At 68.7% G+C, this 23,200-nt stretch carries 18 protein-coding genes; 4 read left to right on the forward strand and 14 right to left on the reverse strand.

All coding sequences use genetic code 11. The annotated features are described in order from the left end of the window. Window positions 1-153: 153 nt before the first annotated feature. From G9Q41_RS09290 to ftsY, 7 genes are all read right to left on the reverse strand, one after another. Window positions 154-1,227, reverse strand: coding sequence for an amidohydrolase family protein (locus tag G9Q41_RS09290; protein ID WP_165632383.1), 1,074 nt, complete (start codon window positions 1,225-1,227; stop codon window positions 154-156). A gap of 6 nt (window positions 1,228-1,233) precedes the next feature. Further along, on the reverse strand, window positions 1,234-2,781 hold the full coding sequence (gene ffh / locus G9Q41_RS09295; RefSeq protein ID WP_092522997.1) for a signal recognition particle protein: 1,548 nt from the start codon (window positions 2,779-2,781) through the stop codon (window positions 1,234-1,236). Window positions 2,782-2,925: 144 nt separating this feature from the next. Next, complete coding sequence (locus tag G9Q41_RS09300) at window positions 2,926-4,677, reverse strand: DEAD/DEAH box helicase (RefSeq protein WP_165632384.1); 1,752 nt, start codon at window positions 4,675-4,677, stop codon at window positions 2,926-2,928. A 295-nt stretch (window positions 4,678-4,972) separates the two neighbouring features. After that, window positions 4,973-5,626: an AAA family ATPase gene (locus tag G9Q41_RS09305; RefSeq protein WP_347567504.1), complete on the reverse strand. Its 654-nt coding sequence runs from the start codon at window positions 5,624-5,626 to the stop codon at window positions 4,973-4,975. Between the two features lie 603 nt (window positions 5,627-6,229). Continuing rightward, window positions 6,230-6,568, reverse strand: a complete 339-nt coding sequence (locus G9Q41_RS09310; protein WP_092523003.1) for a P-II family nitrogen regulator — start codon at window positions 6,566-6,568, stop codon at window positions 6,230-6,232. After that, a complete protein-coding gene (locus G9Q41_RS09315; RefSeq protein ID WP_165632385.1) occupies window positions 6,565-7,905 on the reverse strand; it encodes an ammonium transporter in 1,341 nt (446 codons plus the stop codon). Before G9Q41_RS09315 ends, G9Q41_RS09310 begins: the two co-directional genes overlap by 4 nt. A 341-nt stretch (window positions 7,906-8,246) precedes the next feature. Further along, window positions 8,247-9,845 carry a signal recognition particle-docking protein FtsY gene (ftsY, locus tag G9Q41_RS09320; protein ID WP_165632386.1) on the reverse strand — a complete coding sequence of 533 codons (1,599 nt, stop codon included), beginning with the start codon at window positions 9,843-9,845 and terminating at the stop codon, window positions 8,247-8,249. A gap of 114 nt (window positions 9,846-9,959) precedes the next feature. On the opposite strand from ftsY, the gene G9Q41_RS09325 reads away from it, so the two are divergent. Both G9Q41_RS09325 and G9Q41_RS09330 read left to right on the forward strand, forming a co-directional pair. Next, entirely contained in the window at window positions 9,960-11,243 is a 1,284-nt protein-coding gene (locus G9Q41_RS09325) for an anhydro-N-acetylmuramic acid kinase (protein ID WP_165632387.1), read from the forward strand. After that, the gene (locus tag G9Q41_RS09330; protein ID WP_165632388.1) at window positions 11,219-12,751 is read left to right on the forward strand and encodes a sodium:solute symporter; all 1,533 of its coding nucleotides are present in this window, start codon (window positions 11,219-11,221) and stop codon (window positions 12,749-12,751) included. Before G9Q41_RS09325 ends, G9Q41_RS09330 begins: the two co-directional genes overlap by 25 nt. Window positions 12,752-12,826: 75 nt before the next feature. On the opposite strand, the gene smc is transcribed toward G9Q41_RS09330, so the two are convergent. Continuing rightward, window positions 12,827-16,462, reverse strand: a complete 3,636-nt coding sequence (smc, locus tag G9Q41_RS09335) for a chromosome segregation protein SMC (protein ID WP_165632389.1) — start codon at window positions 16,460-16,462, stop codon at window positions 12,827-12,829. A gap of 119 nt (window positions 16,463-16,581) precedes the next feature. Then, on the reverse strand, window positions 16,582-16,872 hold the full coding sequence (locus G9Q41_RS09340) for an acylphosphatase (RefSeq protein WP_092527223.1): 291 nt from the start codon (window positions 16,870-16,872) through the stop codon (window positions 16,582-16,584). Between the two features lie 253 nt (window positions 16,873-17,125). Here G9Q41_RS09340 and G9Q41_RS09345 point away from each other — a divergent pair, with 253 nt between their 5' ends. Then, complete coding sequence (locus G9Q41_RS09345) at window positions 17,126-17,800, forward strand: hypothetical protein (protein ID WP_165632390.1); 675 nt, start codon at window positions 17,126-17,128, stop codon at window positions 17,798-17,800. Between the two features lie 42 nt (window positions 17,801-17,842). Here G9Q41_RS09345 and G9Q41_RS09350 read toward each other — a convergent pair whose 3' ends face one another. After that, window positions 17,843-18,523: a nucleoside/nucleotide kinase family protein gene (locus G9Q41_RS09350; protein WP_092523014.1), complete on the reverse strand. Its 681-nt coding sequence runs from the start codon at window positions 18,521-18,523 to the stop codon at window positions 17,843-17,845. Between the two features lie 268 nt (window positions 18,524-18,791). Here G9Q41_RS09350 and asnB point away from each other — a divergent pair, with 268 nt between their 5' ends. Then, complete coding sequence (asnB, locus tag G9Q41_RS09355) at window positions 18,792-20,627, forward strand: asparagine synthase (glutamine-hydrolyzing) (protein WP_092523016.1); 1,836 nt, start codon at window positions 18,792-18,794, stop codon at window positions 20,625-20,627. Between the two features lie 60 nt (window positions 20,628-20,687). Here asnB and mutM read toward each other — a convergent pair whose 3' ends face one another. The 4 genes from mutM to G9Q41_RS09375 are packed head-to-tail and all read right to left on the reverse strand — an operon-like array spanning window position 20,688 to window position 23,194. Continuing rightward, on the reverse strand, window positions 20,688-21,602 hold the full coding sequence (mutM, locus tag G9Q41_RS09360; protein WP_092523018.1) for a bifunctional DNA-formamidopyrimidine glycosylase/DNA-(apurinic or apyrimidinic site) lyase: 915 nt from the start codon (window positions 21,600-21,602) through the stop codon (window positions 20,688-20,690). 54 nt (window positions 21,603-21,656) lie between these two features. Further along, window positions 21,657-22,421 (reverse strand): ribonuclease III, encoded by a 765-nt coding sequence (gene rnc, locus G9Q41_RS09365; RefSeq protein ID WP_092523020.1) that lies wholly within the window; start codon window positions 22,419-22,421, stop codon window positions 21,657-21,659. 12 nt (window positions 22,422-22,433) lie between these two features. Then, a complete protein-coding gene (rpmF, locus tag G9Q41_RS09370) occupies window positions 22,434-22,616 on the reverse strand; it encodes a 50S ribosomal protein L32 (RefSeq protein WP_092523022.1) in 183 nt (60 codons plus the stop codon). A 2-nt stretch (window positions 22,617-22,618) separates the two neighbouring features. Beyond that, a complete protein-coding gene (locus G9Q41_RS09375) occupies window positions 22,619-23,194 on the reverse strand; it encodes a DUF177 domain-containing protein (RefSeq protein ID WP_165632391.1) in 576 nt (191 codons plus the stop codon). Between the last annotated feature and the right edge of the window lie 6 nt (window positions 23,195-23,200).

Genomic DNA, 23,200 nt, shown 5'->3' on the forward strand with positions numbered 1-23,200 from the left:
CGTCGCCCCCGAGGCTCCGGATCCGGTCATCGGGGGAACCGCCAGCCTAACGGTGCTTCCCGCACTCGAGCATCCCGATTGCGCCACTCGACCCGGTAACACTCGACGCCCCTTCGAGGCGCGGACCGGTCAGGGACTGCCCCTCGAACGGTGCTAAGCCACCACCCGACCACGCAGCACTATCCGCTTCGGGTTCCGCAGCACTTCCAGGTTTCCGCGCGGATCGGCCTCGTAACCAACCAGGTCCGCGGCGGCCCCGTCCTCCAACCCGGAGAAACCGAGCCAGCTTCTGGCGTCCCAGGTAGCGGAGGCCACCGCCTGTTCGGCAGACATCCCCACCCGGTTCAGGGCGAGCACCTCGTCGACCAGCCTCCCGTGCGCGATACCGCCTCCGGCGTCGGTGCCTGCGTACACCGCGACACCGGCTTCGATCGCCTTGCCCACGGTGCGTTCGGACTCGTGGTACAGCTTGTTCATGTGCGCGGCGTAATCAGGGTACTTGGTCGCCGCCGCCGCGAAGGAGGGGAAGTTCTCGATGTTGATCAGTGTCGGGACCAGGGCGACACGACGTCGCGCCATCAGTTCGATGCTCGCGTCGTCGAGGCCGGTGCCGTGCTCGATGCAGTCGATCCCGGCGTTGAGCAGACCGGGCAACGCGTCCGGCCCGAAGACGTGCGCGGTGACGCGCGCCCCGTTCTCGTGGGCAGCCGCGATGGCGCGCTCGAGAACCTCGTCCGGCCACAACGGCGCCAGGTCGCCCACCGAGCGGTCGATCCAGTCCCCGACCAGCTTCACCCAGCCGTCGCCGTTCTTCGCCTGTCGCTCGACGGCTGCGGGGAGTTCTTCGGGATCGTCGAGCTGTTCGGCCAGGTGCGGTATGTAGCGCTTCGGTCGGGCCAGGTGTCGCCCCGCACGCACTATTCGGGGCAGGTCCGCGCGCTCCTGCAACGGACGCGTGTCCACGGGAGCCCCGCAGTCGCGCAACAACAGGGTTCCCGCGTCCCTGTCCGTCTCCGCCTGGGCCTCGGCCTCGGACAGCTCGACGGGGCCCTGCTCGCCCACTCCGACGTGACAGTGCGCGTCCACGGGGCCGGGGAGCAGGTAGCCGCCGTCGAAAACCGTCACGGCGTCCGGGACGGGAGAGGTGCTGAGCACCCCGTCCCGCACCCAGAGGTCACGTGTTCGCCCTTCGGGGAGTACTCGGCCCCGCAAGTGAAGAGCGGTCACAACGACTCACTTCTTCTTCTTGTTCTTGCCGAAATCGAGCTTGGAAGGATCGAATCCGGGGGGAAGCTGGTTGAGACCGCCGGGCAGCTGCTGGCCGGCGTCTCCGCCCTGACCTCCGCCGGGCATTCCGGGCAGCCCGGCGGGCATTCCACCGCCACGTGCGGCCTTCGACTGCCCCTGGCCCTTGTTCTTGCCCTTCCTGCCCTTCTTGACCTTCTTGGTGGCCTTGCGGCCCCCTCCGCCGCCACCACCGAACTGACCCGCCATCTGCTGCATCATCTTGCGGGCCTCGAAGAACCTGTCGACCAGGTCGTTGATGTCGCTGACCCGCACACCGGAGCCGTTCGCGATGCGCTGCCTGCGGGACGCATTGATGATCTTCGGATCGGCCCGCTCCGCGGGGGTCATACCGCGGATGATCGCCTGCACCCTGTCGAGGTGCCCCTCGTCGAAGTTGGAGAGCTGATCCTTCATCTGGTTGGCACCCGGCAACATGCCCACCAGGTTCTGCAGCGGCCCCATCTTGCGGACGGCCTGCATCTGCTCCAGGAAGTCCTCGAGGGTGAGCTCACCGGAGCCGAGCTTCTCGGCGGCCTGCTCCGCACGGTCGGCGTCGAACGCCTGCTCGGCCTGCTCGATCAGAGTCAGCACGTCGCCCATGCCGAGGATCCGACTGGCCATCCGGTCCGGATGGAACACGTCGAAGTCCTCGATCTTCTCGCCGTTCGAGGCGAACATGATCGGCTGGCCGGTGACCTGGCGAACCGAGAGCGCGGCACCGCCGCGCGCGTCGCCGTCGAGCTTGGTGAGCACGACCCCGCTGAAACCGACGCCGTCACGGAAGGCTTCCGCCGTGCTCACGGCGTCCTGACCGATCATGGCGTCGACGACGAACAGGGTCTCGTTCGGCTCGACGGCGTCCCTGATGTCCGAGGCCTGCTGCATCATCTCCTCGTCGACACCCAGCCTACCGGCGGTGTCGACGAGGACGATGTCGTGCTGGGCGCGCTGCGCTTCGGCCACGCCCCGGCGGGCGACATCAACGGGGTCTCCGACGCCGTTTCCCGGCTCGGGGGCGAACACGGCGCTTCCCGCACGCTCCCCGACGACCTGCAGCTGCGTGACGGCATTGGGCCGTTGCAGGTCACAGGCCACCAGCAGTGGGGTGTGCCCCTGTCCGGAGAGCCAACGCGCGAGCTTGCCCGCCAGCGTGGTCTTGCCCGAGCCCTGCAGCCCGGCCAGCAGGATCACGGTCGGCGGTTTCTTCGCGAGAGCCAGATCACGCTTCTCACCGCCGAGGATGCCGACGAGTTCCTCGTTGACGATCTTGATTACTTGCTGGGCCGGGTTCAGCGCCTGGGACACCTCGGTGCCCTTGGCACGTTCCTTGACACCCGAGATGAAACTGCGCACCACGGGCAGTGCCACGTCGGCTTCCAGCAACGCGATACGAATCTCGCGCGCGGTGGCGTCGATGTCCGCCTCGGACAGCCGCCCCTTGCCGCGCAGGTTCTTCAGGACCGAAGTGAGCCGGTCGGAAAGAGTGTCGAACACGGGGTCACGGGCTCCAGAGTCGTCGATGTTCCTATGCCGAGGATAACCGCTCACCGGCGATACTCGACGCCGGACGGTACGCGGGAGAGAGCTTGGTCCGAAACCGCGGCGGACGAGACCCCGTCTCGCCCGCCGCGGAGACGCTCAGCCCCGCTCGGCAGCCGGGCGCTTGTCGGAGCGGGACCCCGTGGACCCCGTCCGGCCCCTCCGGCGCGAACTCGAACGTTCCCGAGTCGGCCTCCTGGACCAACCACCGCCGGAACCGGAGCGCTTGGGGGTCTCCCCCTCGGCACGGCTGATCCGCAGCCCACGTCCGGCCACCTGCGTCTTGCGCAGCTTGTGCAGCAGGTCCTCCGACAACTCGGCGGGAAGCTCGACCAGGCTGTGCTCGTCACGGATGTCTATGTGACCGATGCGCTTGCTGGACAGGCCGCCCTCGTTGGCCAGGGCACCGACCAGCGCACTGGGGGTGACCCGGTTGCGCCGACCCACCTCCACCCGGAACATCGCCGTATCCGAGTCGTTCGAGGAGAAGTCCGAGGAACGCGAGCCGTTGCGCTTGGGCTTGCTGTTCTCGGGCTCGGGCTCCGGCTGCAGCAGCAGCGGACGGTCACCCTGGGTCATGCTCGCCAGCGCGGCCGCGACGCGGGCGGCGGGCACCTCGCTGCTCTGCTCATAGTCGCGCACCAGCTGCTCGAAGACTTCCAGATCACCGTTTTCCAAGGTGTCCGTGATCCGCTGGCGGAACCGCTCGAGCCTGCGCTCGTTGACCGCTTCGATCGTCGGCAGGTCCATGCGCTCGATGGACTGCCCGGTGGCGCGCTCGATGGAACGCAGCAGCTGCCGTTCCCTCGAGGTGACGAACAGGATCGCCTCACCACTGCGCCCCGCCCGGCCGGTACGACCGATGCGGTGCACGTAGGACTCGCTGTCGTGGGGGGCGTCGTAGTTGAGCACGTGGGAAACGCGGTCAACGTCCAGCCCACGGGCGGCCACGTCCGTGGCCACCAGAATGTCGACGCGTCCCTGACGCAGCTGATCGATGGTCCGCTCACGCTGCGCCTGAGCGATGTCACCGTTGATCGCCGCGGCGTTGAACCCGCGCACGCGCAGCTGCTCGGTGAGTTCCTCGGTCAGCTGCTTGGTCCTGGCGAACACGATGGCGGCGTCGATCGGCTCGACCTCGAGCAGCCGGGAGAGGGCGTCCAGCTTGCGCACGCCGCGGACGGGCCAGTAGCGCTGCCGAATGTTGGCCCCCGTCTTCGTGGCGCTGCGCACCGCGATCTCGACGGGGTTGTTCAAGTAGGACTGGCTGATCTTGCGCACGGCGTTCGGCATGGTCGCGGAGAACAGGGCGACCTGCCGGTCCGTGGGTGCCGACTTGAGGATCCGCTCGACGTCTTCGATGAATCCCATGCGCAGCATCTCGTCCGCCTCGTCCAGCACGAGGTGACTGATCCCGGAAAGATCGAGAGACCCCCGGTCCAGGTGGTCGATAAGCCGCCCCGGCGTGCCGACGACGATGTGGGCTCCCTCGCGGAGCCCACCCAGCTGGGGACCGTAGCTCTGCCCACCGTAAATGGGCAGCACACGGAGTCCGGGCATGTGGGAGGCGTAGGTCCGGAAGGCCTCGGCCACCTGGATGGCGAGCTCGCGGGTGGGCGCGAGGATCAGGGCCTGCGGCTTCTGCTTCTTGTCGAGCTGGATCCTCGACAGGATCGGAAGGGCGAAGGCCGCGGTCTTGCCCGTTCCCGTTTGGGCCTGTCCCGTGACGTCCCGTCCCTGCAGCAGGGAGGGAATGGTCTCGGACTGGATGTCCGAGGGAGTCTCGTAACCGAGTTCGGTCAGCGCACTGAAGACGCGGTCGTCGAGTTCGAGCTCATCGAATGTGGGCATGTAAGTCTGGAGTCTCCTCGTGTGGTCGGGGCGGCTGAAGCACTGTGGAACGGACCCACAGCGGCATTCGCGGACGGATCGCACGAATCAGGTCCGCGTGACGACGGCACTGTTGAGCGCACCGGCGCCTACGCATCTCGGGCCGCGCACACCCGCAACGCACACTCTGTTGCCAGTCACTCGCAGCTCGATGTATCTCAGCCGGCAGCACCGGCTCCGTTTCCGGTGCGTACTGATTCAGGATAACGGGCGATCACGTCTGCCTAGGCACCCGTCTGGCCGATGGGGAGCAACCTCACCCTGGTGGAATCAGCTGAATCCCATTGGCGATCTCCGCACGTGTGAGTACATGCACTCGCCGCCATCCGAACAAGGCGTCGAAGGTATGCATCACCCGCCGGGCCCGACGAGCACGTCGCACATGTCGTACGAACGTTCGTGCCTTGATCACCCTACCACGAGCACACTGCCCCTCCAACGCACTTCCGGGGGACACGTCCAGCCAGAGGAGCAGCGCGCTCCGGCCGGTCACCGCGGCGAGCAGCGCCAGCAGCACTCGCGCCACCCCCCTGGTTACCGGCATGTGCACGACCACAACCCCCGGAAACCGCGCGCAGGCGAGCACGACCCGGAGGTGGTGCACCGGGTGCACCACACCTCTGATCAGGTGATACGGAACACGTCCTCCCGCGCGGGAGGCCCCCGGGCGGGCAAACTCCGTGCAGGAGAGCAGGGCCTCGTAGACCTGATCGGAGTCCAGCACCGTCACGGGAAGCGCGGACCGGAGCGAGCGAAGGGCCGTGCTCTTGCCCGCCCCCGGCAACCCGCCGAAAACGACCAGTTCACGAGCTCCCACCCCGATCTCCACGGGAGAACGGCGCCCCGTGTCCCCGCTCGACGCGGTTCGCCCGCGCTCCTCACCCACCTCGAACCGGCACCACGTGCTCACTGCGCGCTCACTCTACGCGGCAAGTGCGCAAGCGCGGCTCGAACTCCACCCCGGGAAACGGCCGTACGGACGGCCCGCCCCCTCAACGGGCCGTCCGGAGGCCGCTCTCCGACGCGTGGACAGCCGCGATGCCTCCCCGCCCGACCCCCAGAACGGGCGGGGCTGTTTCCCCCTCATCGAGGCCGTCCAACGCGTCACACCGGCATTCTGGCCGGAACGACCTCGCACGCGAGACCGTGAGACCCCCTGAATGCGACTGCGTATTGCTACGCAGAAAAGCACCGTCGCGTCTGCCCGCTATTACGCAGCCCCACCTGCGACCGGCTCCTGCCCGGGCCGGACCGGTCGGACCGACCGCTCCAGGGCCGAGCCCGGGGCTGATCCGCGCTCGCCGGCGGTGCCCAAGAAAAACGGTCGTCGTCGGTTCCGGGGGCACCGGAACCGACGACGACCGCGGAGGACAACGCGAAGGAGGGGACCACCGGTGTTTCCCGTCGCGGCGATGACCGGGCCGTGATGTGCCGGAACGCTCACCCGAGCGATCCCGGCCACCGCGGAACGCTCCGCCCCGACGAACCCGCCATCCCCGGAACGGGAACCTGATCAGACCGCCTGCTCACCCGTTTCGCCGGTGCGCACCCGCACCACCGACTCGACCGGCGTCATCCACACCTTGCCGTCCCCGACTCGTCCGCTGCGCGCGGAGGAAACCACCGCCCGCAGCACGTCGTCGGCATCGTCGTCGTTGACCAGGACCTCGATCCTGGTCTTTTCCACGACATCCACTTCGTACTCGGCACCCCGGTAGATCTCGGTGTGCCCACGTTGCCTGCCGTAGCCCTGGACATCGGCGATGGTCATGCCACGGACCCCGAGCTCGGTCAACGAGTTGCGCACCTCGTCCACCTTGTGCTGCTGAACGACCGCCGTGAGCAACTTCATCGGACGCTTCCCTCCAGCTCCTCGACGGAACCACGCTCGCCCGCCGCTGATTTGCGCAGCGTACTGCCCGCATCACCGAAGTGGTACCCGGCCTCGGCGTGCTCGGTCTCGTCGATACCGACGTACTCGTCGCGCTCGTCGAGCCGGAAGCCGATCGTTTTCTGCAGCACCCACGCGATGACCCAGCTCAGCACCAGCGAGTACGCGAACACCGCGACGGCTCCGACGGCCTGACGCCACAGCTGGTCCACGCCGCCCCCGTAGAAGAGCCCGGCCACCCCGGCGGGGGCGCTCTCCGAGGCGAAGAACCCGACCAGCAGCGTCCCGATGAGACCACCCACCAGGTGGACTCCGACCACGTCCAGCGAGTCGTCGAAGCGCAGTCGGTACTTGAGCTCCACGGCCAGGGCGCACCCGGCTCCGGCCACGGCACCGATCGCGATGGCACCGAGCGGGGTGACCGCCGAGCACGCCGGAGTGATGGCCACCAGTCCGGCGACTATTCCGGACACGGCCCCCAGCGTGGTCGGTTTGCCGTGCCGGATCCGCTCGACGAGCATCCACGCCAGCATGGCCGCGCTGGCTCCGACGAGCGTGTTGACGAAGACCACGGCCGCCGTGGTGCCCGCGGTCAGGGCGGAACCCGCGTTGAAGCCGAACCAGCCGAACCACAGCAGACCGGCGCCGAGCACCACGAGCGGCAGGTTGTGCGGCTTGCCCGTCCCCCGGGGCCAGCCCGTCCGGGGCCCCAGCACGAACACCAGGGCCAAGGCGGCAGCACCCGCGTTGATGTGCACGGCGGTCCCGCCCGCGAAGTCGATCGCGGCCACCCTGTTGGCGATCCAGCCGCCCACAGCGGTGATCTCACCGGAGGCGCTCGTCTCGTCGAAGGCGAACACCCAGTGGGCCACGGGGAAGTACACCAGGGTGGCCCAGAGCCCGGCGAAGAGCACCCACGGACCGAAACGAGCGCGGTCGGCCACGGCACCGGATATGAGAGCCACGGTGAGGATCGCGAACATGGCTTGGAACGCCACGAAAGCGAAGGTGGGGATCGTGTCGGACATGTCCTCGGCCCCCACGAGCCGGGACAGCCCGAAGAACTCCAGCGGGGAACCGAGCAGTCCGACTTCGCCGAGATCGCTGCCGAACGCTGCGGAATATCCGTACAGCACCCAGAGCACACCGACCACACCCAGGCTCGCCAGGCTCATCATCAGCATGTTGAGCACGCCGCGGGAGCGGACCATCCCGCCGTAGAACAAAGCCAAGCCGGGTGTCATGAGCATGACGAGAGCAGCACACACGAGCACCCAGGCGGTGTCACCCGAATTCACATCGCCTCCAGTACGAGCCAGCGGTCCAGGTTGAGACCGCATCCTCGGAGACCTGTGTTTCCCGACGTGAATACGAGCGTGTCCGCTCGATGAAATCATCCCGCTGTCCGGTTAAGCGGGGGTTTGCGACATCACCGCCGTGTTAACCGGGCCCGCGAACCGGAAGCGGTCCGCGGGCCCGGGGAAATCGCCGACCGAGCCTTCCCGCGAAGGCCCCGAACCGCACGGGAATCCGACGTCGGATCGGCACCGGTGCTCACCCGAGCCCAGGCGGCACTGACCTCAGCAGCGCTCGCCCGGGGAACAGCTCTCGTTCGGGAAGCGGCTCGTTCGGGAAGCGCTCATTCGAGCAGGGCGTCGACGAAGGCCTCCGGCTCGAACGGGGCGAGGTGGTCGGCCCCTTCACCAAGACCCACCAGCTTGACCGGGACGCCGAGCTCACGCTGCACCTGGAAGACGATGCCGCCCTTGGCCGTGCCGTCCAACTTCGTGAGGACGATCCCTGTCACGTCCACCACGTCGGCGAACACCCTCGCCTGGGCGAGACCGTTCTGGCCGGTGGTGGCGTCGAGCACCAGCAGCACCTCGTCGACCTGGGCACGCTTCTCCACCACACGCTTGACCTTGCCCAGCTCGTCCATCAGGCCGGTCTTGGTGTGCAGCCTGCCCGCCGTGTCGACGAGGATCGCGTCCACGCCCGAATCGGCTCCGCGCTGCACGGCCTCGAAGGCCACGCTGGCCGGGTCCGCTCCCTCATCGCCGCGAACGACCTCGGCACCGACCCGCTCACCCCAGGTCGCGAGTTGCTCCACGGCGGCTGCCCTGAACGTGTCGGCCGCGCCGAGCAGCACCGAACGTCCTTCGGAGACCAGCACGCGCGCTAGCTTGCCCGTTGTGGTCGTCTTGCCGGTCCCGTTGACCCCGACGACCAGCAGGACGGCGGGCTTTCCCCCGTCGGAGGGATCACCGTGCGGCAGCGCCTGCACGTCCCGCGAAAGCTGCGGGCCGAGAGCGTCGATCAGCACTTCGCGCAGCAGACTCCTGGCCTGCTCGGGGGTGCGTACCGCCCGCGCCGCCACCTCGGTGCGCAGCCGCTGGATGATCTCGGAGGAGGTGGCCGCACCTATGTCGGCCATCAGCAGCGTGTCCTCGATCTCCTCCCAGGAGTCCTCGTCGAGGTCCCCCGCGCCGAGCAGCCCGAGCACGCTCTGGCCGAACATCGACCGCGAGCGCGAAAGCCTGCCGCGCAGCCGTTCGAGCCTGCCGGTGGACGGCTCGATCGGTTCGGCCTCGACCTCCGCGCCGGCCGATTCGGCCTCGGCCGGCGCGGACTCTGCCGGGGCGGTTTCTGCCTGCGCGGGCTCTGCCGGGGCGGCCTCTGCCTGCGCGGGCTCGGCCGCGGTGCTCTCCGCCACCGCCTCCTCGGTGGCGGAGCTCTCCGCCTCCTCCGGGGGCGCGGTGTGCTCACCGCTCGGAGCGGTTTCGGACTCCGGTTCCGCGGGAGGCTGCTGCTCCGGAACGGACGGGGTCTCCGTGCGCTCCGGCTCCTCCCGGGGGCGGGACTCCGCGGGGGCGGTGTCGGAGACGTCCTCGGCCTCGGCGGTGGACTCGCCCTCGGCCGAGGGCGGAAGCGGGACGTCCACTATGTCGCGGCGCGCGCTTTCCCTGGGAACGGCGGCATCATCGCCGACTCCGGGCTGTCCCTCCGTCTCCGTGCGCTCCTCGACGGGATGCTCCGAAACAGCGGTGTCCCCGCCACTGGAGAGACTGATGCCACTGCCCGCGCGGTAACCACCGCCCTGACCGGGCGCGGCTTCCTCCCGCTCACCCCGGCCGAGACTGACCCGTCTGCGCCGGGCGAGCAACACGCCCGTAGCGACGAGCACCGCCAGCACGATCAGTGCGGCAACAATGATCAGGATCACGTTCGTGGTGGACACGCGTCCATCGTCGCACTACCCGCGACGTTCTCCCGACTCGACCCTCGTGGAGAATTCACCGGAAATCGACGTGTCACGCTTGCTTTTTTTCAAAGAGTGATCTACACCACCAGTATGGCGAAGTGTCGCGTGATCGGTCTGCACTCCGGCACGTCCATGGACGCCCTGGACGTCGCCGCGGCCGAGCTGCGGCTGCACGGCGACGAGATCGAGCTGGAACCGCTGGGCCACGACGAGCTCGCCTACCCCGAGCGGCTTCGGGCGGAACTCGCGGATCCGGGCCGATCACGCGGAGCGGGTCCGGAAGCGTGGTGCCGAATCGACACCGGTCTGGGACGCGCCCTGGCCGATGCGGCACGACACGGCATCGCCGAGCTCGCGAACGGGAGGGCCGACCTCGTGGTCTCACTGGGGCAGACCGCCCACCACCTGGTCGACGACCACGGTCGCGCTCGCGGAACGCTCCAGCTGGGTCAGCCCGCCTGGATCGCCGAGGAAACCGGACTTCCCGTGGTGTCCGACCTGCGCTCCCGGGACATCGCAGCGGGAGGGCAGGGCGCACCGCTGGCAGCCCTGTTCGACGCCCTCTGGCTGCGCGGGCTCCACCGGGACCTGCTCGACGCGAGCGGGACCGAGCGGGAAGCACCTTCGACGGCGACCACGCTCAACATCGGCGGGATCGCCAACATTACGGTGGACGGCCCCCGCGGGGTGCTCGCCTACGACACCGGTCCGGGCAACGCCCTCATCGACGCCGCGGCGGCGATGGTCACCGACGAGCGGACCAGCGACGTCGACGGGGAGCTCGCCGCGGCGGGACGGGTCCGCGAGGACCTGCTCGGAGCGCTGCTCGCCGATGAGTACTACTCGACCCCACCCCCCAAGTCCACGGGCAAGGAGCGGTTCAACGCCGAGTACTTGCGCACCCGGCTCTCCGGGCTGCCACCGATCGACGGGCAGGACCTGCTGGCCACGGTTACCGCCCTGACGGCACGAACCGTGGCTCAGGAGTGCGCGGGACACGCCCCGAGGTTCGTCATCGCCTCGGGAGGAGGCATCGCCAACCCGGTGCTGCTGGCCGCCCTGCGCACCGAACTCGCCCACCGCGACGTCGAGCTCCGCACCAGCGACCACCACGGCATACCCAGCGGGGGCAAGGAGGCCTACCTGACAGCTGTGCTGGGGTTTCTCGCGATGCACGGTGTCGCGGGCAACCACCCCGCAGCCACGGGAGCGGCGGGGCCGCGAGTGCTGGGCAGCATCACCCCGGGGCACGAGCCGCTCCGACTCCCCGCTCCCGCCGACGCACCGGTCAACGCACTGCGGGTACTTCCGCGGGAGAACGTGCTCGCCGAGAAGGATCAGGAGCCCGCATGCGCGCCGTCGACCTCGCGATAATCGGGATCTACCTGCTCACCGTCCCCGCGCTTGGCGTCCTCCTCGCGGGCAGGCAGCGCGGGACCAGGGACTACTTCCTGGGCAACCGAACACTGCCCTGGTGGGCGGTGTGCCTGTCCGTGGTGGCCACCGAGACGTCCACGCTGACCGTGATCAGCGTTCCCACGGTCGCCTATCTCGGCTCGTTCACCTACCTGCAGCTCGCGCTCGGGTACCTGATCGGCCGCGTCCTCGTCGCCCTCGTCCTCCTGCCGCGCTACTACGCGGGCGACCTGGTCAGCGCCTACGCGTTCCTCGGGAAGCGCTTCGGACAGGGGCTGCAGGCCACCGCATCGGTCACCTTCCTGGTAACCAGGCTGCTCGCCGACGGCCTCCGCCTGTTCGCCACCGCCATCCCGGTCAAGGTCATGCTCGGCTCCTTCGGGCTGTCGATCTCGTACTGGCAGATCATCCTGGCGCTGTCGACGCTGACGGTCGTCTACACCTACTTCGGCGGTATCCGGGCCGTGGTGTGGGTGGACGTGGTGCAGATGGGGGTCTACGTGGTCGGCTCCGTGGTGGCGGGGCTGATCCTGATGGGCCAACTCCCCCCGGACTGGTTCGGGCGCGCCCTGGAGGCGGGCAAGTTCGAGGTGTTCGACTCGAGCTCGCCCGTGCTCACCAGCCAGTACTCGACGGTGACCGCCGTGGTGGGGGGCGCGTTCTTCGCCATGGCCTCGCACGGAGCCGATCAGCTGATGGTGCAGCGGCTGCTCGCGTGCCGCAGTCTCGCCGACAGCCGCCGCGCGGTGATCGGCAGCGGTTTCGTCGTGCTGTTGCAGTTCGCGTTGTTCCTGTTCATCGGTTCGATGCTGTGGGTCTTCTTCTCCGGGACCTCACCGGAGCGGATGGGGATGAGCAGTGCCGACGAACTGTTCCCCAGCTTCATCGTGAACGAACTCCCGCCCGGCCTGTCCGGCGTGCTGATAGCCGGGATCCTCGCCGCCGCCATGAGCACCCTGTCCTCCTCACTGAACTCGCTGTCCACATCGACCATCAGCGATCTGTACCAGCGCATCACCAAGCGCCGCCCGGACGAGGCGAAACTGCTGCGCTCGGCACGGTTGGCGACCGTGGGCTGGGCGCTGGTCTTCGTCGGGTTCGCCGCCGTGTTCACCACCACCGACAACCCCGTGGTCGAGATCGGCCTGGGAATAGCCTCCTACACCTACGGCGCCCTGCTGGGCGCGTTCCTGCTCGGGCTGCTCGTCGGACGTGCCCGGCAGAGCGATGCGGTCGTGGCCTTCCTCACCACGCTGGTCGGGGTGCTGTACCTGGCGCTCGGCGTGACCTTCCCGACCGGAGAGGACGGAAGCCAGCCGCTGGCCTTCCCCTGGTACACCCCGATCGGGGTGGTGACGACCCTGGTCGTGGGCGGGCTGCTCTCGCTGCGGCACAGCGGTCACGACCGGACGAGCACGACCGAGCCGACCCCGGAACGGATCTCCGGGCCGTCCGATCCGGGCTGATCGTAAGTCCTTCCGTTCACCCGGTCCGCGGCGCCACCGGCCCGGCACCGCGAGCTGCCACCGGACGTCCGGGGCTCAGCTCTCCGAACCGGCCGAGAGCGCGGGCTCCTCCACCGCGGGATCGTCCGCGGAACCGCCCATGCGTTGCGATATCACCGTGGTGATCCCGTCACCGCGCATGCTCACCCCGTACAACGCGTCGGCGATCTCCATGGTCGGCTTCTGGTGCGTGATGATGATCAGTTGCGAGGTGCGCCGCAGCTGATCCAGCAGACCGATGAGCCTGCGCAGGTTGGTCTCGTCCAGCGCCGCCTCGACCTCGTCCAGCACGTAGAAGGGGGAAGGGCGGGCGCGGAAGATCGCGACCAGCATGGCCACGGCCGTCAGGGACTTCTCACCACCGGACAGCAGCGAGAGCCGCTTGACCTTCTTCCCCGGCGGCCGCGCCTCCACCTCGACGCCGGTGCTGAGCATGTCGTCCGGATCGGTGAGCACCAGCTTGCCCGAACCACCCGGGAACAGAACTGAGAAGACCTTCTCGAACTCCGCGGCCACGTCCTGGAAGGCCGAGGAGAACACCTCCAGGATCTTCTCGTCGACCTCCTTGACCACGTCGAGCAGGTCCTTGCGCGTGGCCTTGAGGTCCTCCAGCTGACCGGAGAGGTACTTGTAGCGCTCCTCCAGAGCCGCGTACTCCTCCAGCGCGAGCGGATTGACCTTGCCGAGCGAGGCCAGGTCCTTCTCGGCCCGGTCGGCACGACGCTGCTGGGTATCGCGATCGTAGGGCAGGGCCGGGGGTTCGGACACCTGCTCGCCGCGTTCCTTGGCCGCCTCGTACTCGGCCATCTCCGCCGGGCTCGGCGGCACAGCCACGTCAGGCCCGTACTCCGCGACCAGGTCGTCGAGCCCCACCCCGAACTCCTCGACGACCTTCGTCTCGAGCTGCTCGATCCGCAGCCGCTGTTCGGCTCGGGCCACCTCGTCCTTGTGCACGGCGTCGGTGAGCTTCTCCAGCTCCCCGGAGAGCTCCCGCACCCGGTTGCGCACGGTTTCCAGCTGTCGCTGGTTCTCGGACTGCCTGGTCTGCAGCTCGTCGCGCTGAACGCCGGCCGAGCGCAGTGATCCGGCGATGCGCTCGAGCGCGGTGCGGCTGTTGTTCACCACGGTCTCGGCCACCAGGGCACCACGCTGCCTGGCCCGACGTGCCGCCTCGGCCCGTTCGCGTCGTTCGCGTTCCTGCCGCGCGGAACGGCGCAGTTGTTCCGCCTTCCCCTGGAGGGCGCGCGCACGTTCCTCCGCGCTGCGCACGGCCAACCGCGCGTCCATCTCCCGCTGACGCACGTCGTCGAGCTCCGAGGCGAGCCGGTCCCGTTCCGCGGTGTCCGGCTCCTGCTGGTCCTGCTGCTCGGACTCGACCACCTCGAGGCGTTCCTGCAGCTCGGCCAGCTTGTCGACCGACTCCTGGCGGGAGCGCTCCACCTCGGAACGCTGCTTCCGGATCCGCTCGACCTCGTCCGCCGCCGAACGCGCCGCCTCCTTCAGGGAGGAAAGCCGCTCGGAACTGCGCGCGCGCTGCACCCGCGCTTCGTTGAGCTGCTCCTGCGCGGTGCGCACCTCCTCCTGCCTGGCCTCGAGCTCGGACCTGGCCCCCTCGAGGGTGGCACCGTAGGTATCGAGCCTCTCGCGCGCCGCCGCCAACTCGGACTCGGCCTCGTCCACGGCCGCCCGGGTCTCGATGAGACCTCCGCTGCGCTCGGTGGCCCCGCCCGAGGACCAGTTGCCCCCGAGCAGATCGCCCTCCCCCGTCACCGCGCGCACCTCGGGGTGCGCGGACACCAGGGCCTCGGCTCGGTCGAGGTCGTCCACCACGGCGACCCTGTCCAGCAACGCGGTCAACGTGGGAAGCAGCTCCTCCGGAGCGCGGATCAGCTCGACGGCCCAACGCGCCGTTCCGTCCAGCTCCGGCCAGGGATCGCCCGCGGGCTCCTCGGTCGAGCAGACGAGCAGCCCACTGCTGCCCGCCTCGTCGTTCTTGAGCACGCGCAGGGCGGTGGCAGCGTCGGAGACGCCGCGAACCACGACGGCCTCGGCGACGGCTCCGAGCGCGGTGGCCAGCGCCACTTCGAAGCCCGGCTCCACGGACAGCAGGGCGGCGACGGAGCCGATCAGCCCCGGAACCCGCTCACCGGCCTCGAGCAGCGCCCCCGCCCCGTCCTTGCGCGACAGGCCGATCGACAGCGCGTCCACCCTCGCCTGCCACGAGGCGATCTCGCGCTCGGTCGCGCGTTCGGTCGCGACGAGCTCGTTCACCCGCTCCTGCGCGGTGTCCCTGGCCCGCACCGCGGTGTCGTAACGCTGCTGCGCGTCGGACTCACCGGTGTCGTCCTGCCCACCGCCCTCGGAAACGGCCTCGTCGTAGGCCTGCTGCGCGGCGGCCGCGCGCTGCTCGGCCTCCGTGACCGAGGAGGCGAGCCGCTCGATCTCCTCGTCCGTGGCCGAGACCTTGCTGCGCATGGACTCGACCTGTCCCGAGAGGCGCGCGGCGCCCTCCCTGCGGTCGGCTATCGCGCGCACCGCCTCCATGTGCGCGCGTTCGGCCTCCTGCAGGGAGGACTCCAGCTCCGAACGGCGCCGCACGACCTCGGACAGCTCCTCGCGGACACGTTCGACTTCCTCGTTCGCGGTCTCCTCCCGCTCGGCGATCTCCTCGGCCTCGGCCTCCAGCTCCGCGGGGTCCCGCTCGCCGCTGTGCTGCTCCTGCTCCGTGCTGAGGTGCTTGTACCGCTCCTCGGCCAGGCGGAGGGTCCCGTTCAACCGCTCCTGCAGGGCCGAGAGCCGGTACCAGGTGTCCTGGAGCCGCGCGAGCCTAGGGGCGTCCGCGTCCACGTGCTCCTGCAGGGCTTTTTCCTGCTCCTGGGCCTGTTGCAGCGCTTTCTCCGCCTCGGCCCGCTTGTTCCGCGCGGCCTCCTCGTTGGCCTCGTCCCTGGCGAGTTCGGAGCGCGCGGTGACCAGGTCGTCGGCCAGCAGGCGCAGGCGCGCGTCCCGCAGCTCGGCCTGGATGGTCTGCGCCTTGCGTGCGACCTCGGCCTGCTTGCCCAGCGGCTTCAGCTGTTTGCGCAGCTCCCCGGTGAGATCGGTGAGCCTGGTCAGGTTGGCCTGCATCGCGTCGAGCTTGCGCAGCGCCTTTTCCTTGCGCTTGCGGTGCTTGAGCACGCCCGCGGCCTCTTCGATGAGCCTGCGATGGTCCTCCGGCTTGGCCTGCAGGATGCTGGAGAGCTGTCCCTGACCGACTATGACGTGCATTTCACGTCCGATACCGGAGTCCGAGAGCAGCTCCTGCAGATCGCGCAACCTGCAGGCGCTGCCGTTGAGCTCGTACTCGCTCGCCCCGTCGCGGAACATGCGCCGGGTGATGGAGACCTCGGTGTAGTCGATCGGCAGTGCACCGTCGGTGTTGTCGATGGTCAGGTTGACCTCGGCGCGCCCGAGCGGGGCCCGCCCCGAGGTCCCGGCGAAGATGACGTCCTCCATCTTGCCGCCGCGGAGCGCCTTGGCCCCCTGCTCACCCATGACCCAGGTCAGCGCGTCCAGCACGTTGGACTTGCCCGAGCCGTTCGGCCCGACCACACAGGTGATCCCCGATTCGAATCGCAGGGTCGTGGTCGACACGAAGGATTTGAACCCCTTCAGCGTCAGGCTTTTCAAGTGCACTAGCGCTCAACGACCTTCCCACGGAGCATCGACTACACACTGCTACTGAACCGTCCGGAGGAGCTTACCCGCACCACGAACGGAGGCGGGGGCACCGGGGCTCCGCGGGGCGGGACCGGTCACCTCTCGACGAAGTCCGTCAGACCACGCGGTTGCGACCACTGTTCGGCGACGTGCTCGACAGTTCCCGGCGTGTCACCCGAACGTAGGATTTCCAACAACTTCGCACAGGCCGGTTCGGGGCCCTCCGCCACCACTTCGACCTTGCCGCCGCGCAGGTTCGTGGCACTGCCGGCCAGCCCCAGTTCCAGGGCTCGCGAACGGGTCCACCAGCGGAACCCCACACCCTGCACGTGCCCGCGCACCCATGCTGTCAGACGTGTGTGCTCGGCGTTTGCCTCGTCGGACATGTTCACGCGACCCCTTTCTCGTTCGTCCCCGCTTCGCCGGGGATGCTCTCGCCACCTCGGGGTGCTCGCTACTCCGGAACGCGTAAGCGCGCACGGACAAAACGCCCAACCCCCGGGCCCCGCCTCACGGGCGTCGGTCGCTACCGTAATGCCGACGCGGGCGGCCGGGAGGAGGGCTCGCGCGCATAGCGCGCCAGTCGCGTCACCCCGACCACGGCGTCCCGTGCGGATTCGCGAGACGAGTGGGTGTTCCATGGATCCTCTGTACGACGACCCGGACGCCAGACCGAGACGGCTGGCCGTGCTCGCCGGTTTCGGCATAATCGTGGCGACCGGTTTCGCCACGATCGCGGCGATGGCTCTCGACGACGGGCAGAACCAGCAGGACACCGCGCTGCCCGACTCCGTCATCACGACGAGCAGCAGCACCCCGCCCGGCAGCTCCGCTGACTTCCGCACTGCGGACGGCGCCGCCTCCGGCGCTTCCCGTCCGGAGTCGTCCCGGGACTCGCCCGCGGAAAGCTCCGGAGGGGACGTCCCGGTGCGGGAGAACTCCCCCACCGGCCCCCGGGGAGACACCGAGGCACCGGAGGACCAGCCCGCCCCCGGGGACTCCGAGGGCGGCGACGACGGGTCCGGTGGCGACGACGGCAACGGCGGCGGGAGTGACGACGGCGGGAACTCCGATGACTCCTCCGGGGATCAGGAATCCCCGAACCCCACCGGAACCGGCCCTCCGGAGGATTCCGGCGAACAGCCTCCGCCCGAAGAGTCCTCGGAGCCGAGCACGTCCTCCGAGTCGTCGAGCTCGGAAAGCGAGCCCGCACCAACCCCTTCGGACAGCTCCTCCTCGGACCCCTCCTCGCGAGCGGTCTCGTCCGGGCTCAGCTCGACGCGGGAAAGCACCGAGCGGGAGCCCACGGCCTGAGCGGTTCCCGGAGCGGGCCGCGAGCCCGCCGCGGCGCCCGCACTACTCGGGGTCTCCCCGAATCACCAGGTCGGCGCTGTTCCTGGTGTCCGCCACCAGGGCCGCATTGCGCTCATCGCTGCGCTGCACCCACTCCCGCGCCCGGCTACGCGACATGCCGTGGCGCACGTGCCGCCCGATCAGGCGATTCACCCGTTTGCGGTCATCCGGTTCCAGGAACCAGCACTCGTCCAACAGGCCGCGAACCCTTCCCCAGGGGCCCCGGTCGAGCAGCAGGTAGTTCCCCTCGGTGATCACGAGAGGCACCTCCCGGCCGACCGCGACGGCTCCCGCGTAGGACTCCTCCACCTCGCGGTGGAACTCGGGGGCGTAGACCACTTCGTCCTCGGCGGCGCGCAGTCTGCGCAGCAGGGCCACGTACCCCTCCGCGTCGAAGGTGTCCGGGGCTCCCTTGCGGTGCTGGATACCCAGTCTGCGCAGCTCCGCTCCGGCGAGGTGGAAACCGTCCATCGGAACGAGCACGGCCTGTTCGCCCAGCCGTTCGATCAGCAGGTCGGCGACCCTGCCCTTCCCGGCGGCGGGCGGACCGGCGATCCCGAGGATCCGGCGCCGTCCGTCGGAGACCAGAGCGAGTGCCCGCTCCGCCAGTTCGTCCAGACCGCCCTCGTGGACGGCGGGTTCCCGTGCCGTTCCGGCACACGCACGTCCCTCCCGCTCTGACACACAACCTCCCGAGTCGAGAGCCCGCCCCTTCGAGTCGTGCCGGCCCTTCCGGAATCACGAGCCCGTGTTGATCAGCATAGCGCCGCTCGCCGCACTCCGCCCGGACCGAAAACCGGATTCCGCACGAAAGCACCGAATATCACATTCATCCCGTTTCGTGTTCATTCGAACTCCCTCAGTGAGAGACCTCACCTCGTTGTTTCATTTCAGCTGTGCAACAAAATAGTTAATTTGTCTAAGGAAATGTTTCCGACGGACGGAGCAGACCATGTGCGGTATCTGCGGCTGGGTGGACTTCCGGGGCAACCTGGACCAACAGCGCGAAACCCTCGACGCGATGTGCGAAACCATGGCCTGCCGGGGACCCGACGCGGGCGGAACGAGCTTCCACCGCAACGCCGCCCTGGCGCACCGCAGGCTGGCGATCATCGACCTCCCCGGCGGGAACCAGCCCATGACCACCGAGACGCCCGACGGGAAGGTCTCCCTGGTCTACAGCGGTGAGTCCTACAACTTCACCGAGCTGCGCAGCGAACTGCGCACACGCGGGCACCGCTTCGAGACCGACAGCGACACCGAAGTGGTGCTGAACGGCTACCTCGAGTGGGGTGAAGGCGTCGCCGAGCGGCTCAACGGCATGTACGCCTTCGCCATCTGGGACGCACGGGTGGACAAGCTCGTCCTGGTCCGGGACAGGATGGGCATCAAACCGCTGTACTACTACCCGACCGAGCACGGCGTGCTGTTCGGCTCCGAGCCGAAGGCCATCCTGGCCAACCCGCTGGCCGAGAAGGTCGTCGGGGTCGACGGTCTGCGCGAGATGTTCGCCCTGACCAAGAAACCTGGGCACGCGATCTGGTCGGGCATGGCCGAGGTGGAGCCCGGTACCGTGCTGACCGTCGACCGCGACGGCACGCACCAGCACACCTACTGGAAGCTCGAGGCCAGGGAGCACACCGCCGACGCGGCGGAGACCAGCGGGCACGTTCGCGAACTGCTCGACGACATCGTCTCCCGCCAGCTGATCTCGGACGTTCCGCGCTGTGTGCTGTTGTCCGGAGGACTCGATTCGAGTGCCATAACCGCGCTCGCGGCCAAGCAGCTCGAGTCGTCCGGAGAGCGGGTTCGCAGCTTCGCCGTGGACTTCCTGGGGCAGACCGAGAACTTCGTCGCCGACTCGCTGCGGGACACGCCCGACGGTCCCTACGTGCACGACGTCGCCCAGCACGTGAACTCGCAGCACCAGGACATCGTGCTGGACCCCCGGACGCTGGCCGATCCGGCCGTGCGGCGCGCGGCGGTCGGCGCGCGGGACGTCCCGCTCGGCCTCGGCGACATGGACAACTCGCTGTACCTGCTGTTCAAGTCCATCAGGGAGCACTCCACTGTCGCCCTGTCCGGTGAGTCGGCGGACGAGATCTTCGGGGGCTACAAGTGGTTCTTCGACCAGCGGGCTCGCGAGGCCGACACCTTCCCGTGGCTGGCAGCGCTCGGCGAGGAGCACACCAGCGGGGAGAGCGTGCTCGACCCCGCCCTGGCCAAGAGCCTCGACCTGCCCGGGTACGTCGACGCGGAGTACCGGAACGCCGTGCGCGACCTCCCGGAGCTCGCCGGGGAGAGCTCGTTCGAACGCAAGATGCGCGAGATGAACTACCTGCACCTGACCCGGTTCGTGCGCATGCTCCTGGACCGCAAGGACCGGATGAGCATGGCGGTCGGTCTCGAGGTCCGCGTGCCGTTCTGCGACCACCGACTGGTCGAGTACGTGTTCAACGCGCCCTGGTCGCTCAAGACCCACGACGGCAGGGAGAAGAGCCTGCTGCGGCGGGCCACCTCCGACGTGCTGCCGCGCTCGGTCTCCGAACGGGTGAAGAGCCCTTACCCGTCCACTCAGGACCCGAATTACGCGGCCGAACTGCAACGCCAGTCCAAGGAGCTGCTCACCGCGAACGACCCCGCGGCTGAGCTGCTCAACGGGGAGTGGCTCAAAAAGATCGTGGAGCGGCCCGCAGAACAGGTGGACACGACCATGCGCAACGCCCTGGAGCGGCTGCTGGACGTCTCGATCTGGATGCAGCAGCACAATCCGGCGATCAAGGTCTGACGGGACCGTTCCGTCCCGGGGCGGGGCTCCCGGCGCTGCCGGGGCCCGCCTTCGGGGCCGTCACCAGTGCGGCTCGGCGGGAAGGGGCTGACAAGCGGGGCAGGAGTACGCCGAGCGCTTCATGAACACGTCCCTGTGAATCGCGGTGCCACAGCGCGAGCAGGGCGCGCCGGCCCGCCCGTACACCGCCAGCGAACGACCGAAGTAACCGGACTGCCCGTTGACGTTCACGTAGAGCGCGTCGAAGGAGGTTCCACCCGCCTCGAGGGCGTCCCGCATGACCTCACCGACTGCCTCCAGCAGGGCGTTGCCGTCATCGCGGGCGAGTTCGCCCGTGGACCGCGCCCAGTGCAGCCCGGCCCGCCAGAGCGCCTCGTCCGCGTAGATGTTCCCGATCCCGGAGATCAGGCTCTGGTCGAGCAGCGCCCGCTTTATCCCGGTCCTGCGGGAACGTACGAGCTCGACCACGGCATCCCGATCGAAGGCCTGTTCCATGGGATCGGCGGCTATGTGCCCGATGGGCTCGGGCACCAGGGTCCCGCCGGAGCGCACGAGCCCGGTGAGGTTCAACCCTCCGAAAGTGCGCTGATCGACGAAGCGAAGCTCGGGGCCGCCGTCGTCGAACACGAACCTGACCCGCAGGTGCTTCTCGTCCGGGGTCGAGGGAGGCTGCACCAGCAACTGGCCGCTCATCCCGAGATGCGCGAGCACCGCCTGCCCCGCACGGACCGACTCACCGTCGGAACGGGAGACATCCGCGGAGTGCGCCTCCCCCAGGTCCAACCACAGGTACTTCCCCCGCCTGCGGACGTCCAGCAGCGTTCGCCCGCGCAACTCGGACTCGAAGTGCTCGACCCCGCGATCGTGCTTGCGCACGGCGCGCGGGTGCAGCACTTCGACCTTCGAGAGAGTACGGCCACGCACGTACTCGACCAGACCGCTACGGATTACCTCGACTTCGGGTAGTTCGGGCACCGGACCATCTTCGAACACGCTTCACTGAAGGCGTGCACGGGGCCACCCGCGGAGTCACTCCGCGGAAGTGGAGTCCCCCGAACCGGTGGAACCGTTGTTGATCTGGTCGGAGAGAGCCCGCCAAGCCGTCTGCGCGGCCTTCTGCTCCGCGTCCTTCTTCGTGCCGCCGTCGCCCTGACCGAAGACCTCACCGTTGATGACGGCGTAGGCGCTGAACTCCTTGCGGTGATCCGGCCCCTGCTCCTCGACGCGGTAATCGGGCACACCGAGTCCGGCCGAAGCGGTCAGTTCCTGCAGGCTCGTCTTCCAGTCCAGACCCGCGCCGAGCATCGGCGCCTCGGTGAGCAACGAGTCGAACAGCCGGTGAATCACCCAACTGGCCGTTTCCACCCCGTGCTGCAGATAGACGGCACCGAGAACGGCCTCGAGCGAGTCGGCCAGGATGCTGGCCTTGTCCCGACCACCGGTGAGCTCCTCCCCGCGACCGAGCAGCAGATACTGGCCGAGTCCGCCCTCGCCCAGTTCACGAGCCACTCCGGCCAGAGCGTGCATGTTGACCACGCTCGCCCGCAGCTTCGCGAGTTGCCCCTCCGGCAGGTCCGGATGGTCCCGGTAGAGGCGATCGGTCACGACCAGCCCGAGCACGGCGTCACCGAGGAACTCCAGCCGCTCGTTGGGCTCGAGTCCACCGTTCTCGTAGGCGTACGAGCGGTGCGTCAGAGCGAGCGTGAGCATCTCGGCGTCGAAGTCGACGCCGAGTGCCTCAACCAACGCAGACCGGTCCGACGTGCGGCCCCGGGACTGTTGCTTTCCCCCCACGGCCGACGCCTATCAGGCAGGGCTGACGATCTGACGACCGCCGTACTGGCCGCAAGAGGGGCAGACCACGTGCGGCGGCTTCTTCTCACTGCAGGCCCGGTTGGGGCACGCCACCAGTGTCGGCGCGGACGCCTTCCACTGCGAACGGCGCGTACGGGTGTTCGACCGGGAAACCTTGTGCTTGGGGACAGCCACGACTACTTCTCCTCCTCGGTCCCACCGAACCGCTCACGCAACGCGGCCCAGCGAGGGTCAATCATCTCATGATGGTGCTCAGGGTCGAGCTCGACCCACTTGGCACCGCACCCGGGACACAGTCCCGGACAATCCGGTGAGCACAGCGGAGCGGTGGACAACGACGTCAGCACCGTATCCCGAACCACCGGTTCGAGATCGATCAGATCGCCGGAAACACGGCTGACCTCGTCCTCGTCGGTACTGCTGTCGGTAGCGCTGTCCGGATAGGCGAACAACTCCCGAAACTCGACGTCGGCCTCCTCGGAAACCGGGTCGAGACACCGCGCGCACTCACCACTGGCTTTCGCCCTGACGGTACCGGATACCAGCACACCCTCGACCACTGCCTCCAGCAGCAGATCGAGTTCGAGCGGCTCACCCTCGGACACCCGGATCATATCGAGACCGAAACCGGCGGGAGCCGGAGGGTGGAGTGTGTAGCTGCGGCTGCTGCCCGGACTGCGACCGAACTCGCGAGTGTCGATCACCCAGGGACTGTCCCCGGAAGGCTGCGCAACTTCTTGGTTCTGAGACATCTGTGG

Source organism: Actinopolyspora sp. BKK2 (assembly GCF_011291845.1).
Taxonomy (GTDB): Bacteria; Actinomycetota; Actinomycetes; order Mycobacteriales; family Pseudonocardiaceae; genus Actinopolyspora; species Actinopolyspora saharensis.

What these genes read in the sequence shown, in the direction of transcription:
- G9Q41_RS09340 (WP_092527223.1), bottom strand. Translation starts at nt 16,872, where the DNA reads ATGTCCGACGAGGCAAACGCCGAGCACACACGTCTGACAGCATGGGTG.
- G9Q41_RS09375 (WP_165632391.1), bottom strand. Translation starts at nt 23,194, where the DNA reads ATGTCTCAGAACCAAGAAGTTGCGCAGCCTTCCGGGGACAGTCCCTGG.
- G9Q41_RS09310 (WP_092523003.1), bottom strand. Translation starts at nt 6,568, where the DNA reads ATGAAGTTGCTCACGGCGGTCGTTCAGCAGCACAAGGTGGACGAGGTG.
- asnB (WP_092523016.1), top strand. Translation starts at nt 18,792, where the DNA reads ATGTGCGGTATCTGCGGCTGGGTGGACTTCCGGGGCAACCTGGACCAA.
- G9Q41_RS09330 (WP_165632388.1), top strand. Translation starts at nt 11,219, where the DNA reads ATGCGCGCCGTCGACCTCGCGATAATCGGGATCTACCTGCTCACCGTC.
- G9Q41_RS09300 (WP_165632384.1), bottom strand. Translation starts at nt 4,677, where the DNA reads ATGCCCACATTCGATGAGCTCGAACTCGACGACCGCGTCTTCAGTGCG.
- G9Q41_RS09325 (WP_165632387.1), top strand. Translation starts at nt 9,960, where the DNA reads ATGGCGAAGTGTCGCGTGATCGGTCTGCACTCCGGCACGTCCATGGAC.
- G9Q41_RS09345 (WP_165632390.1), top strand. Translation starts at nt 17,126, where the DNA reads ATGGATCCTCTGTACGACGACCCGGACGCCAGACCGAGACGGCTGGCC.